Raw genomic sequence first — 13,682 nt, 5'->3', positions numbered from 1 at the left:
GATCCGGAAGGAGCCAGGCATGGTGGTGTCACCGGAGGTGGACCAGGTCCCGGTGCTGCGGGACCGCGCCGCAGCCGCCCGGCACCTCGCCCGGATCTGCTTTAAGACCGGTCCACCCGTCTTCACCGGGGTCGAGATGGAATGGACGGTCCACGACGCCGTCGATCCGGTCCGCCCCGTCGACGCCGCACGGCTTCGCGCGGCACTGGGGCCGTACGGCCCCACCACGCTGGACCCGACCAGCCCCGCCCTGCGCCTGCTGCGGGGCAGCACGATGACCGTCGAGCCCGGCGGGCAACTGGAGATCTCCACCCCACCGCGAGCCGGCGTCGCCGCGCTGATCGAAGCCACCCAGTCCGACGTGGAGCAGGCCAGCAGACTGTTGGGCGCCGCCGGGCTGACGCTCGGCCGGGCCGGCATCGATCCGTACCGACCTCCCCAGCCCGTGATCGACACCCCCCGCTACCGGGCGATGCGGCAGGTCTTCGACCGTCGCGGTGCCGCCGGGCGGACGATGATGTACAGCACGGCCGGCCTGCAGATCTGCCTCGACGCGGGGCAGCCGGAGCACCTCCTGTCCCGTTGGCGACTGGTCCACGCGGCCGGGCCGCCGCTGCTCGCCGCCTTCGCCACCGCCGGCCGCCACGCCGGCCGGGACACCGGCTGGGCATCGGCCCGGATGGGCGCCTGGTGGAGTATCGATCCGGCGCGCACCGCCCCGGTCTGGACGCCCGACCTGGCCGACCGGGATCCGGTGGCCGCCTGGACGGCGTACGTGCTGGCCGCCCCGCTGCTCTGCGTCCGCGCGGACGGCCCGGACTGGACCGCGCCGCCGGACGTGACGTTCGCCGACTGGATCGACGGGGCGTTGCACCGACCACCCCGCGTGGACGACCTGGAATACCACGTCAGCACGCTCTTCCCCCCGGTACGCCCCCGCGGCTACCTGGAGATCCGCTACCTCGACGCACAACCCGGTCGGGGCTGGATCCTGCCGCTGGCGGTGCTCAGCGCACTGCTCAGCGGCACCGACACGACCGCCGCGGCGATCGAGGTGACCGCACCCGTCGCCGACGGCTGGCACCGTGCCGCCCGGCACGGCCTGCGGGACGTGACCCTGGCCCGGGCCGCCGCGGGCCTGTTCGACCTGGCCCGGGGCGCACTGCCGCGGCTGGCACTGCCGCCGGCCCTGCACCGGGAGATCGACCAGGGACTACGACGGCGGCGTGAGGCCGCGGAGAGGAGCCGGCGTTGACCGACATCAGCATCGGACGCGACGCCGAGGGCCTGCGCGGCCGGATCGCGGCGGAACTGGCGCGTACCCGCGCCCGCACCGTCCTGTTGACCGAGGCGGTGGACGACGCCGACCTGATCCGCCAGCACTCGCCGTTGATGTCCCCGCTGGTGTGGGACCTGGCACACGTGGGCAACCAGGAGGAACTCTGGCTGGTCCGCGACGTCGGCGGGCGGGAGCCGGTCCGGTGCGACATCGACGACCTGTACGACGCGTTCAAGCAGCCGCGTCGGGACCGCCCGTCGCTGCCGCTGCTGCCGCCGCCCGAGGCCCGGGCCTACCTGGCCACCGTCCGGGAGAAGGTGTACGACCTGTTGGACCGGGTCGCCTTCGACAGCGACCGGCTGGTCGCCGACGGGTTCGCCTTCGGCATGATCGTGCAGCACGAGCAGCAGCACGACGAGACGATGCTCGCCACCCACCAGCTGCGTTCCGGTCCCGCCGCGCTGCACGCGCCGCCGCCACCGGAGCCGACCGGGCGGGTGCCCGCCGAGGTGCTGGTGCCGGCCGGCCCGTTCCAGATGGGCACCGACGCCGACCCGTGGGCACTGGACAACGAGCGCCCGGCTCACCGCGTGGACCTGCCCGCGTACGTCATCGACGCCGCGCCTGTCACCAACGGCGCGTACCGCGCCTTCATCGCCGACGGGGGATACGACGACCCCCGGTGGTGGAGCGAGGCGGGCTGGCAGCACCGCCGGCAGGCCGGGCTCAGCGCGCCCATGCACTGGCGGCGGGACGGAGACAGCTGGTCCTACCTGCGGTTCGGCACCTGGTCCCGGGTACGCGACGACGAGCCGGTGGTGCATGTCTGCTTCCACGAGGCACAGGCGTACGCCACCTGGGCGGGTAAGCGGCTGCCCACCGAGGCGGAATGGGAGAAGGCCGCCCGGTGGGACCCGGCGACCGGTCGGTCCCGCCGGTATCCGTGGGGCGACGGTGACCCCACGCCGGCCCACGCCAACCTGGGCCAACGGCACCTGTCACCGGCGCCGGTGGGCGCCTACCCGGCGGGCGCCTCGCCGCTGGGTGTGCATCAGCTCATCGGCGACGTGTGGGAGTGGACCGCCACCCCCTTCCGGGGCTATCCGGGCTTCGCCGCCTTCCCCTACCGGGAATACTCGGAGGTCTTCTTCGGCGACGACTACCAGGTGCTGCGGGGCGGATCGTTCGGCACCGACCAGGTGGCCTGCCGGGGCACGTTCCGCAACTGGGACTACCCCATCCGTCGACAGATCTTCAGCGGCTTCCGCTGCGCCCGCGACGCCCGGCCCGACGAGGCGCACCAGTGACAGTCCGGAAACCGATCGCCTGATGTGTCGACACCTGGCCTACCTGGGGCCCCCGCTGACCCTGCGTGAGCTGCTGTTCGATCCGCCGCACTCGCTGCTACGCCAGTCCTGGGCACCACGCGACATGCGCGGCGGCGGCACCATCAACGCCGACGGCTTCGGCGTCGGGTGGTACCCGGACGGCGAAGCGCCGGTGCGGTACCGGCGGGCGCAGCCGATCTGGAGCGACCCGACAATCGCCGAGCTGGCCGCGGTCACCTCGGCCGGCGCGGTGCTGGCCGCCGTCCGCTCGGCCACTGTCGGCATGGCGATCGTCGACACCGCCGCCGCGCCGTTCGCCGACGGTCGATGGCTGTTCAGCCACAACGGCGTGGTGCGGGGCTGGCCCGACTCCATGGTCCCGCTCGCCGCCGAGCTACCCGTACGGGACCTGCTCACCCTCGACGCGACCACCGACTCGGCGCTGCTGTGGGCGCTGGTGCGCGACCGGTTGCGCGCTGGCGTCGGGCCGGCGCGGGCGGTGGCCGAGACGGTCACCTCGGTCGCCGCGGCGGCACCCGGGTCCCGGCTCAACCTGCTGCTCACCAACGGGCACACGGTGGTCGCCAGCGCGGCCGGGCACGCCCTGTCGCTGCGTGCCACCGCCGCCTCGGTGCTGCTGGTCTCCGAGCCGCACGACGACGAACCGGGGTGGCGTGAGGTGCCCGAGGGGCAGCTCGTACAGGCCACGGCGACCGAGGTGCGCCAGCGGGAACTGGCCGTGTGGTGAGGCGGGCCGACGAAGCACCACCGGGCGTGCGCCGGGGCCGCCCGCACCTGTCAGACACGACGGAAGGGGACCGCAGATGGGCGCCGAGCCACTTGAGATCCACCTCGACGACCAGGACATCAGCCGCAGCCTGCGCCGGGACGTACGCCTCGGGCTGACCGCCACCGAGAAGTGGCTTCCGCCGAAGTGGTTCTACGACTCCCGGGGCAGCGAGCTGTTCGACGAGATCACCCGCCTGCCGGAGTACTACCCGACCCGGGCCGAGCGGGCCGTCCTGGCGGAGCGGGCGGCGGAGATCGCGGAGTTGACCGGCGCGAAGACGCTCATCGAGCTGGGTTCCGGTTCCTCGGAGAAGACCCGCCTGCTGCTGGACGCCTTCACCCAGCGCGGCGGCCTCGGGACGTTCGTGCCGCTGGACGTGTCGGTGAGCGCGCTCGCCGGGTCGACCGCCGTCCTCACCGCCGACTACCCGGGGCTGCGGGTACGCGGCATCGTCGGTGACTTCACCCGCCACCTGGATCACCTGCCGACCGGTGGACGGCGGCTGGTCATCTTCCTGGGTGGCACGATCGGCAACCTGCTGCCCGTCGAACGGGCGGAGTTCGTCGCCGCGATGCGGGCCGCCCTGGAGCCGGGTGACTGGCTGCTGGTCGGTACCGACCTGGTCAAGGATCCGGCGGTGATCGTGCCCGCGTACGACGACGCGGCCGGAGTGACGGCGGAGTTCAACCGCAACGTGCTGCGGGTGCTCAACCGGGAACTCGACGCCGACTTCGACCCGGCGGCGTTCGCCCATGTCGCACTCTGGAACCCGGAACAGGAGTGGATCGAGATGCGGCTGCGGGCGGAGCGAGCCATGCGGGTGCGGGTGCTCGACCTGGACGTGGACTTCGCCGCCGGTGAGGATCTGCGGACCGAGGTGTCGGCGAAGTTCCGCCCGGCGGGGGTCGCGGGTGAGCTGGCCGCCGTGGGATTCCGTACCGAGCGGTTCTGGACCGACCCGGACGGCCTGTTCGGGGTGACCCTGGCCCGCGCCGAGTGAGCGACCCGCACCGTCCGCGTTGACCATGTCGCCGCAGGCCGACCGCCACCACGCCGGCCCCGGTGCTCCCACCGAGGGTGATCGGCTAGGCTGGGCGCAGCGAAGGGGAGTAGCCCATAACGGCGTGGTCGACATACTGGTGCGTTCCGCATCCGGCCACCCGGCCTCGTTCCGGCGAGGCGGGCGAGACCTTCGACCAGGCTGTTGCAGCCGGGTCGAGGGCGTCCCCACACCTCCTCCCGGCCTGATCCGGGAAGGACATCATGGACGGGTTCCTCGCCGCGCTGGTGGTCAGCTTCGGCGTCATTTTCGTCGCCGAGTTGGGAGACAAGTCCCAGCTCATGGCCCTGGCCTTCGCCACCAGGTACCGCACGATGCCGGTGCTGATCGGCATCACCGTGGCCACCGCCGTGGTGCACCTCGCGTCGGTGGCGATCGGCCACGGCCTCGGCGCGGCCCTGCCCACCGGCTGGATCTCGCTCCTGGCGGGCGTGGCCTTTCTCGGCTTCGGCGCGTGGACGCTGCGGGGCGACCGGCTCACCGAGGACGACGAGCGCCGGGCCGCCCGGGGCGGCAGGTCGGCCGTGATCACCGTGGGTGTCGCCTTCTTCCTGGCCGAACTGGGTGACAAGACGATGCTCGCCACCATCACGTTGGCCACCCAGTACGGCTGGTTCGGCACCTGGGTCGGTTCGACGGTCGGCATGGTCGCGGCGGACGCGTTGGCCATCCTGGCCGGCCGACTGCTCGGCCGGAAGCTGCCGGAGCGAACCATCAGGTACGGCGCCGCCACGCTCTTCGCCATCAGCGGTGTCTGGCTGATCGTCGACGCGGTGACCCAGTTGCGCTGACCCCGTCGTCGCCGGACCGGCGACCGCGTCGACCGGCTCGACGTCGTACGCCCGGTGTCGACTACCCGGATGCAGGCCGGGTAAGGCGCCGGGGTGGACGTCGAGGTGATCCTCCAGCGGGGCCACCAACTGCTGGTGACCGCGGTGGAGCTGGTCGGCGCGTTCGTCATCGTCGTCGGCGCGGCCCAGGCCGCGCTGCGCTTCGTGGTCGACGGGCTGCGTCACCGCGACGCCGCGGTGTTCACCCGGATCCGGCTCTCCCTGGGACGCTTCCTCACGCTGGGCCTGGAGTTCCAGCTGGCGGCGGACATCCTGCGGACCGCGCTGTCGCCGACCTTCGCGCAGATCGGCCAGCTGGCCGCCATCGCCGCGATCCGGACGGTGCTGAACTACGTGCTGGGTCGCGAGATCGAGCACGAGCAGCGGCAGGTCGACGGCCGATGAGGATGCTGGTGGCGGCCGTCATCACGGCGTTGGGCGTGCTCGCCGCGTTCGTGGCGCTGCTCGCCACAGGTTCCCGTACGACGGCCCTGGGGGTGCTGCTCGACATGCTGCTCGCCGCCGGCCTGCTGCGGTTGACCGGGGAGCAGACCTGGACGGAGATCGCCGTCCTGACGGCGATCGTGGCGCTGCGCCTGCTGGTACGTGCCACGCTGATCACGGATTTCCGGCGGCGATCGAGGGGCACCGGACGCCCGGCCGAGCGGGTCGGCCGGGCGTCCGGGACGTGAGGGGCGGCGGTGGTCAGCCGCCGGGCTTCTGATAGACGTCCGGCACGCCATCCTGGTCGAGGTCGACCTGCTCCTTGAGGGCGATCGCCCGATAGAAACTGTTGCGCCGCCGTAGTACCACGGTGGCCAGCAGTGCCGAGATCAACGAGCCGGCGAGCACCGCCGCCTTGACGTTGTCGCCTTCGATGGCGTCGGAGCCGAAGGCCAGTTCGCCGATGAGCAGCGACACGGTGAAGCCGATACCGGCCAGGAACGACACACCGAGCAGGTCGGACCAGGTGATGTCCTCGTCCAGGCTGGCGCGGGTGAACCGGGCCAGCAGCCAGGTCGAGCCGACGATGCCGACACACTTGCCGACGACCAGACCGAGCACGACACCGAGGACGATCGGGTCGGTCACCACCGCGCCCAGGTCGGCGCCACGCAGCGAGACACCGGCGGCGAAGAACGCGAAGACCGGCACCGCGAAGCCGGCCGAGATCGGTCGCCACACATGCTCCAGGTGCTCGGCGAGGCCCGGCATCGGGCGACGGCCGTCGCCGCCCCCCTTGCCGGCGAGCACCGGCACGGTGAAGCCCAGCAGCACGCCGGCCACGGTGGCGTGCACCCCGGAGGAGTGCACCAGGGTCCAGGCGACCACGGCGAGCGGGATCAGCGCCCACCACCAGGTGCGGCGGCGCTGCACCAGCAGACCGAACAGGGCGATCGGCACCAGCGCGCCGAGCAGCGGGAGCACGCTGAAGTCGTCGGTGTAGAAGATCGCGATGATGGTGATGGCCAGCAGGTCGTCGACCACGGCCAGGGTGAGCAGGAAGGCCCGCAGGCCCTGCGGCAGATAGGCCCCGATGACGGCCAGCACCGCGAGCGCGAACGCGATGTCGGTGGCGGTCGGGATCGCCCAGCCGCGCAGGCCGTCGCCACCACCTGCGACGTTGACACCCACAAAGATCAGCGCCGGCACGACCATTCCACCGACCGCCGCCACCACGGGCAGCGCCGCCCGACGTGGATCGCGCAATTCACCTGCGACGAACTCGCGCTTCAGTTCCAGCCCGACCACGAAGAAGAAGATGGCCAACAGTCCGTCGGCGGCCCAGTGGGCGAGGTCGAGGTCGAGGTGCCACGCCGCGCCGCCCGACCAGGGCACCCACCGCCCCAACTCGGCGTAGGAGTCGCCCCAGGGCGAGTTCGCCCAGACCAGCGCGATCACGGCGCCGAAGAGCAGCAGGGCACCGCCGACGGTCTCCGTACGCAGCACATCGGCCAGGAAACGCGCCTCCGGCCAGGAGGTACGCGCGAAGAGGCGGCGCACGCCGCGACGCTCGGGGGGCGGGGTCTGGTCGGTCATCCGGGGGGTCCACCTCGTCGGTCAGAGGGCAGCACGGCACTGTCGCCGACCAGGCTTCCCGGCACACCCGTGCAAGACCCTATCCAGTGCCGACGGCCGTCGCGAGCGGGCGGATGCGACTCTTCCCACAGGACGGCGACGAGGCAGCCGTGGCGCCCGGCGAAGACATCGCATTTTTTCCGTGCCGGAGCGATTCCGACGGACCGTCGGTCCGGTTGGTCACTGCGGATGCGATCCGCCATTGGGAAAATACCTAACTCCGGACATAAGCCGCAAGAGCCGCTTTAATGGTTTCACGAGATTGAGTCGACCTTGGGGGTTTTCGTGAAGTTTTCTGGCGTTACCGGCCCGGTACGGAGGCCCGCCTGATGGACCTGTACCGCCAACTACGCCTGGTGCGCCGGCACTGGTGGATCGTCCTGGTCACCCTGATGGTGGCGCTGGGCGTGACCGCGCTGGTCACCGTGCGGGCCCAGCCTCGATACGTCGCTTCGGTCACCTTCTTCGTCACCACGCCGAGCCAGGGCGTCACCGACGCCTACCAGGGCGGGCTCTTCCTCCAGCAACGGGTGAAGTCGTACGCGGAACTGCTCACCAGCGACCGGCTGGCGCAGGCCGCGGTGGCCGACAGCCAGCTCGGGCTGACCGCCGAGGAGATCCAGCGCCGGGTCAGCACCTCCACCGAGACCGGCACGGTGCTGCTGCGGGCGTCGGTCACCGACACCGACCAGACCCGGGCACTGCGGGTGACCGAGGCGCTCTCGGCGAAGTTCGTCGAGCTGGTGCAGAAGGTCGAGGCGCGACCGGACGGCAGCCCGGGGCCTATCAAGATCGAGGTGGTGAGCGGACCCCGGGTGACCCCGAGCCCGGTGTCGCCGCAGCCGGTCCGTAACACCGCGATCGGCGCCCTGCTCGGCCTGCTGGCCGGTGTCGGTCTGGCGATCCTGCGCGGCATGGCCGACGTGCGGTTGCGCGACGCGGCCGGGTTGCAGCGGGTCACCGGCAGTCCGTTGCTCGGCGAGATCCCGATCGACGCCACCGCGCGTACCGCGCCGCTGATCGTCGGCGACGCCGCCACCTCGGCGCGGGCCGAGGCAGTCCGCAAGCTCCGGACGAACCTGCGCTTCGTCGACGTGCACGAGCCGGCCCGGGTCATCGCGGTCACCAGCGCCCTGCAAGGGGAGGGCAAGACCACGCTGTCCTGCAACCTGGCGATCGCCCTGGCCGAGGCGGGTTGGCGGGTGCTGCTCGTCGACGCCGACCTGCGCCGGCCGAAGGTCGGCGACTACCTGGGCCTGGACCCGGGGATCGGGCTGACCGACGTGCTCGTCGGCGACGTGCAGGTGGGCGACGTGGTGCAGCGCTGGGGGGACAAGTCGCTGCTCGTGCTTCCCAGCGGATCGGCCCCGCCCAACCCGAGCGAACTGCTCGGTTCTAAGGCCATGTCGGACCTGCTGCTGGCCCTTCGCGAGTCCGCCGACATCGTCATCATCGACACCGCGCCACTGCTCGCGGTCACCGACGGCGTGGTGGTCGCCGTGCAGGCCGACGGCGCGCTACTGGTCACCCAGCAGGGACGCACGTCGCGGGCACAGGTGGCGGCGGCCGCACGGGCGCTGCACTCGGTGTCGGTGCGGTTGCTCGGTTGCGTGCTGAACATGGCCCGGGTGCCCAAGGCCGAGGCGTACCAGTACGAGGCCTACCGGGTGGTCGCGGCCGCGACAGGTGCCCAGTCGGTGCCGACGGACCGCAGCCGGACCGGCCGCCACGCCGAGCGGGCCCGCGCCGGCGAGGCGAGCGACCACACCCAGGAACTCACCCGGCTGTCCCGATGAGCGTCGCCAGGGGGCGCAGCGCCCGGTCGATCTCCTCGGCGCAGCGTCGGAAGTCTTCCGGCGTGCCCCCCACCGGGTCACGCAGGTCGTCGGAGTCCCCGGGGGCGGGCTGCAACCGCCCCCGGGCCAGCGCGGCGGCGGCCACCGCAGCCCGTACCGGATCGTCCTGCTCGTCCGACGGCGGCTCGGCCGCCGCGGCGAGCCGCCCGAACTGGCGCAGGGTGAACGTCCGGTGCAGCGCCGCCGGTGCCAGTGCGGTGCAGATCGAGCGCTGGCGCCGGGTGGCGGTCAGCACCAGCACCGCGTCGGTGAGGTGTTCCGGCAACAGCCGCCGGCTGCGGAACGACGTGGGGTCGTCGCCGGTCTCGGCGGCGATCGCCGCGGCGTACGGATGCATGGCCAGGCCCTCGACGGCGTCGGTGCCGGCGCTGGTAACCGTCACCTGTCGACCGGCGAGCAGGCGACGCGCGGTGTACTCGGCCATCGGTGACCGGCACAGGTTGGCGTGGCAGACGAACAGCACCCCGCTGAGCATGTGGAACCCCCTGGACGACGCGGTCGCGGGCGACGGCGCCGCGACGAGGGGCGGGCGCCGGCGGCGACCGTCCCGTGAGGGGATGTGGAGATCGTACGCAGTCGTCGGGCCTGCGGGCCCGGGCGGCGCGCCGAACCGGGTGGGGACGGGGGTGTCCCGGTGCGAATCGGGATCCTGACGTACCACTTCCCGCCGGAACCGGCGTTCATCCCCGGCAGTCTCGCCGAGGAACTGGCCGCGCGGGGGCACGAGGTGCGGGTGCTCACCGGGTTTCCGGACTACCCGGGCGGACACATCTACCCGGGTTGGCGGCAGCGCTGGCACCACGAGACCCGTAGCCGGGGGTTGACCGTGCGCCGGGTGCCCCGGTACAGCACCGGGGACGCCTCCGTCCGTGGTCGGATGGCCTCCTGGCTCTCCTTCGCCGGCAGCGCGGCGTTTGTCGGCCGCCGGTTCCTGGCCGGCGTTGACGTGCTGTACGTGCACCAGCCGCCGGCCGCCGCGTTCGCCTCGGCGGCCCTGCTGCGCCTGCTCGGGCCGGTGCCGCTGGTGCTTCATGTGCCGGACGTCTGGGCCGAACAGGTCCCCGACTCGGTCGACGACGGCCGGTGGGCGGCGCGGGTCCGGGCCGCGGCGTTGCGGACCTACCGGGCGGCCAGCAGGGTCGTGGTCACCACGCCCTCCCTGCGGGACGCGGTCGTGGCGGACGGGATCGACCAGGCGCGGGTCCGGGTGGTGCTCAACTGGACCGACGAGCGGATCTTCCGCCCGGCGTCGGCCAGCCCGGCCGCCCGACGGCTGGTCCGCCGCGACGACAGGTGTGTCGTGATGCACGCCGGCACGATCGGGACGCGGCAGGGGCTGGACACGGCGGTACGGGCGGCGGCGGCCCTGGGCGAGACCGTGGACCTGGTCCTGGTCGGCTCGGGCTCCGACGAGCGGCGGGTGCGGGGGCTCGCCGCCGAGCTGCGGGCCGACAACGTCCGGTTCGTGGACCGGCGATCCCCGCTGGACATGCCCGAGCTGTACGCCGCCGCCGACTACCAGCTCGTGATGGTGCGCGACCTGCCGGAGCTGCGCCGCAGCGTGCCGGACAAGCTCGCGGCGGCCCTGTCGTGCGGCGCGCCCGTGGTCGCCTCGGCCGGCGGCGACACCGCGACCCTTGTCGAACGGGCCCGGGCGGGGTTGTCCTGCCCGCCGGAGGACTGGGCCAGCCTGGCGGACCGGTTCTGGCTGGCCGCGCAGATTCCGCCACCGACGCGGGCCGAGATGGGGCGGCGAGGCCGGGAAGCGTACCTACGGGACATGTCGCTGCCCTCGGGCGTGGACCGGATCGAGGAGTTGCTGCGCGACGCGGTGTCCGCCGGAAACAGGCGTAACGCGAATGGTGAGCGAACCTCTCATAACGCGTGATCCCGTCATTACCACGCCATTCCGACGGTTAGGTGTTAAGAACATTATGGTCTTCTGTCCGTTTTCGGAAAGAGGTGTGATGTGACGGAGAGCGAGAGCCCTCGTCGGCGGCGCGGACGATCCCGCCGCCGACGGCGCGCCCGACCGCGTCGCATCCTGCTGACCACGCTCGTGGTCGGTTCGTTGGTGCTGGGCCTCACCGGGTGGGTCGGCTTCCGGGGCTGGCAGGCCCGCGCCCATCTGGTCAACGCCGCGGGCCTGGCCGGCGAGTTGAGCGCCCATCTGGTCGGTGGCGACACGGCACGTGCCCAGCGCGCCCTCGCCGCGTTGCAGGAGCAGTCCGGCGCGGCGCGACGGGCCACCGGGGACCCCGGATGGTGGCTCGGCCGGCAGACCCCGGTCGCCGGGGCGAACCTCACAGCGGTCCGACAGATCGCCATCGCCATCGACGACCTGGCCCGCCAGGCGTTCCCGGCGCTGCTCCGGGTCGACCTCGGTGGGCTGGTGCCGCAGGAGGGCCGGCTGGACCTGACCGGTCTGCGTGCCATCACCGACGATCTGGTCGAGGTGCACGCCACCGTGCAGCGGACGCGGACGCAGTTGGCCGGGGTTCCGGGCGATCGGTTGGTGGGCCAGGTCCGCCGTGCCCTGGAAGACCTGCGGGGTGAGATCGACAGGCTGGCCGCGATGACCTCGGCGGCGGACCGGGCCAGCCGCCTGCTGCCGCCGCTGCTCGGCGTCGACGGGGCGCGAAAGTACCTGCTGGTGTCCCAGAACTCCGCGGAGCTGCGGGCTACCGGCGGGATGTTCGGCGCGTACGCCGTCATCGAGGCGAACAAGGGCCGGGTCAAGATGGGCGCCCAGGGCAGCAGTTCGAGCCTTGGCCGGTTCGTCGAGCCCGTGAAGATCCCCGCCGAGGTGCGGGCCCTGTGGGGGGAACTACCGGGCATCTATCCGGCGGACGTCAACCTCAGCCCGCATTTTCCGACAGCCGCGTCGCTGTACCGGGAGATGTACCGGCGGCACAGCGGGGTGACTGTCGACGGCGTCCTCGCCGTCGATCCGGTGGTGCTGTCCTACCTGCTGAAGGCCACCGGGCCGGTGCGGGTGCCGGGTGGGGTGTCGTTGAGCGCCGAGAACGCGGTCCGGACCCTGCTCAGCGACACCTACCAGCGGATGAGTCCGAGGGAACAGGACGGCTTCTTCGCGGCGGCGGCGGCCACGGTGTTCGACACCCTTTTCGCGAGAAACGTCCACCCGAATGGGTTGTTGTCCGCATTCGACCGCTCTATACAAGAACGTCGGATACTGTTCTGGAGTGCCCGACCTGAGGAACAGCGGACGTTCGGCGACAGCCGGATGGCCGGGACGCTTCCGGAAACGGACACCGTGCCGATGGTCGGCGTGTTCCTCAACGACGGCAGCGGCGCGAAGCTCGGCTACTACCTCCGGCAGACCGCCGACCTGACGGTCGGTGACTGCCACGCCGACGGTCGCCGGGAGCTGAACCTGCGGGTGACGGTCCGGTCCACCGCACCGGCTTCGGGGCTCAGCGAGTCGGTTCTCGGCCTCGGCCAGGCCGGTGACCCCTACACCGTCCGGACACTCGTGTCGGTGTACGGCCCGGCCGGCGGGGCGGTGCTCGACACCCGCGTCGACGGTGCCGAGACCTCGGTGGGCAACGGCACCGAACGGCGGCGGCAGGTCGCCACCGTGAACGTCGAGATCGGACCGGGCGGGACCCGCACGTTGGAGGTCTCGCTGCTGACCGGGAAGACGGACAGCGGGGCGGCTGAGCTGTGGCTGACCCCGACCGCCACCCCATGGACCACCCATGTTGTTACCGCACCAAGTTGTTCTCAGTAGGAGGGAACGAACCATGCGGCTATCCCGCATCATCATGGCGCTCACGGTCGGTCTGGCCGTGGTGGCCGTGCCGACCGCGGCGGCGGCGGCGCAACCGCAGCCGCAGCCGTCGCCAACAGTCACCGATCCGCCCCAGCCGCCGCCGTATCCGCCGGTGCTGGCGTCGCTGACGGTGAACCGACCCACCATCTTCCTCGGTGAGACGGTCATCCTGACCGGCCGCAACTTCGGGCCGAACGAGACGGTCGACATCGTCGTCTCGGTGGCGCCGCTGGCCGCACCGGCCGCCGGTACGGCACGTCGCAGCGACGGCAGCACCGTCGCCATGGCACCGGTGGCCTTCCAGGCCAGCGCGCCGTTGAGCTTCACCGCCCGGACCAACTCCGAAGGGGTCTTCACCCGGCGCTACACGCCGTCGGTGACGGGCCTGCTCACCTTCACCGCGACCGGCCGGGAGTCCGGGCGGACCGCCTCGACCCAGCTGCGGGTGCTGCACAAGAAGAAGCCGCACCTGCCGGTCACCGGCAGCAGCCTGGACACACCGATGAAGGTCGGCGGCGGGCTCGTCGCCGCCGGTGCCGTCCTGCTGCTCGGCACGCTGGCCTGGCGGCGACGCAACCGCTTCGGCACGGGTGGCGCGAACTGATCCACCATTCCGGGCAGTGCCCGGAGAGCCAAGGTGCCGGTGCCCGCCGTTCCCTCCGAC

At 72.2% G+C, this 13,682-nt stretch carries 13 protein-coding genes; 11 read left to right on the top strand and 2 right to left on the bottom strand.

The features are described 5' to 3' along the window. The first annotated feature begins 19 nt into the window (after positions 1-19). The 7 genes from CLT74_RS09565 to CLT74_RS09535 all read left to right on the top strand — a co-directional run bounded on the left by CLT74_RS09565 (position 20) and on the right by CLT74_RS09535 (position 5,979). Positions 20-1,255, top strand: coding sequence for a glutamate-cysteine ligase family protein (locus CLT74_RS09565; RefSeq protein WP_099851664.1), 1,236 nt, complete (start codon positions 20-22; stop codon positions 1,253-1,255). Then, entirely contained in the window at positions 1,252-2,586 is a 1,335-nt protein-coding gene (egtB, locus tag CLT74_RS09560) for an ergothioneine biosynthesis protein EgtB (protein WP_099846226.1), read from the top strand. The genes CLT74_RS09565 and egtB overlap by 4 nt, the downstream gene beginning before the upstream one ends. Positions 2,587-2,608: 22 nt before the next feature. Next, positions 2,609-3,355, top strand: coding sequence for an ergothioneine biosynthesis protein EgtC (gene egtC, locus CLT74_RS09555; RefSeq protein ID WP_099846225.1), 747 nt, complete (start codon positions 2,609-2,611; stop codon positions 3,353-3,355). Between the two features lie 76 nt (positions 3,356-3,431). Beyond that, positions 3,432-4,397 carry an L-histidine N(alpha)-methyltransferase gene (egtD, locus tag CLT74_RS09550; protein ID WP_099846224.1) on the top strand — a complete coding sequence of 322 codons (966 nt, stop codon included), beginning with the start codon at positions 3,432-3,434 and terminating at the stop codon, positions 4,395-4,397. 263 nt (positions 4,398-4,660) lie between these two features. Continuing rightward, positions 4,661-5,248, top strand: coding sequence for a TMEM165/GDT1 family protein (locus tag CLT74_RS09545; RefSeq protein ID WP_099846223.1), 588 nt, complete (start codon positions 4,661-4,663; stop codon positions 5,246-5,248). Positions 5,249-5,341: 93 nt separating this feature from the next. Then, positions 5,342-5,692 carry a DUF1622 domain-containing protein gene (locus CLT74_RS09540; protein WP_099846222.1) on the top strand — a complete coding sequence of 117 codons (351 nt, stop codon included), beginning with the start codon at positions 5,342-5,344 and terminating at the stop codon, positions 5,690-5,692. Then, complete coding sequence (locus tag CLT74_RS09535) at positions 5,689-5,979, top strand: DUF1622 domain-containing protein (protein WP_199172152.1); 291 nt, start codon at positions 5,689-5,691, stop codon at positions 5,977-5,979. The genes CLT74_RS09540 and CLT74_RS09535 overlap by 4 nt, the downstream gene beginning before the upstream one ends. Before the next feature lie 13 nt (positions 5,980-5,992). On the opposite strand, the gene nhaA is transcribed toward CLT74_RS09535, so the two are convergent. Further along, complete coding sequence (nhaA, locus tag CLT74_RS09530; protein WP_099846221.1) at positions 5,993-7,327, bottom strand: Na+/H+ antiporter NhaA; 1,335 nt, start codon at positions 7,325-7,327, stop codon at positions 5,993-5,995. 368 nt (positions 7,328-7,695) lie between these two features. Here nhaA and CLT74_RS09525 point away from each other — a divergent pair, with 368 nt between their 5' ends. Beyond that, entirely contained in the window at positions 7,696-9,162 is a 1,467-nt protein-coding gene (locus CLT74_RS09525; protein ID WP_099846220.1) for a polysaccharide biosynthesis tyrosine autokinase, read from the top strand. Here CLT74_RS09525 and CLT74_RS09520 read toward each other — a convergent pair. Next, positions 9,143-9,697 (bottom strand): arsenate reductase/protein-tyrosine-phosphatase family protein, encoded by a 555-nt coding sequence (locus CLT74_RS09520; protein WP_099846219.1) that lies wholly within the window; start codon positions 9,695-9,697, stop codon positions 9,143-9,145. The genes CLT74_RS09525 and CLT74_RS09520 overlap by 20 nt on opposite strands. A 159-nt stretch (positions 9,698-9,856) precedes the next feature. Between CLT74_RS09520 and CLT74_RS09515 the strand changes: the two genes are divergently transcribed. The 3 genes from CLT74_RS09515 to CLT74_RS09505 all read left to right on the top strand — a co-directional run bounded on the left by CLT74_RS09515 (position 9,857) and on the right by CLT74_RS09505 (position 13,622). After that, positions 9,857-11,110 (top strand): glycosyltransferase family 4 protein, encoded by a 1,254-nt coding sequence (locus tag CLT74_RS09515; RefSeq protein ID WP_099846218.1) that lies wholly within the window; start codon positions 9,857-9,859, stop codon positions 11,108-11,110. An 81-nt stretch (positions 11,111-11,191) separates the two neighbouring features. Then, a complete protein-coding gene (locus CLT74_RS09510) occupies positions 11,192-12,976 on the top strand; it encodes a DUF4012 domain-containing protein (RefSeq protein ID WP_099846217.1) in 1,785 nt (594 codons plus the stop codon). 13 nt (positions 12,977-12,989) lie between these two features. Beyond that, positions 12,990-13,622: a hypothetical protein gene (locus CLT74_RS09505; protein ID WP_099846216.1), complete on the top strand. Its 633-nt coding sequence runs from the start codon at positions 12,990-12,992 to the stop codon at positions 13,620-13,622. The last annotated feature ends 60 nt before the right edge of the window (positions 13,623-13,682 follow it).

The organism is Verrucosispora sp. CNZ293, assembly GCF_002754655.1.
The sequence above is the reverse complement of the archived record's forward strand: the minus strand, read 5'-3'. Positions and strand labels throughout refer to the sequence as shown.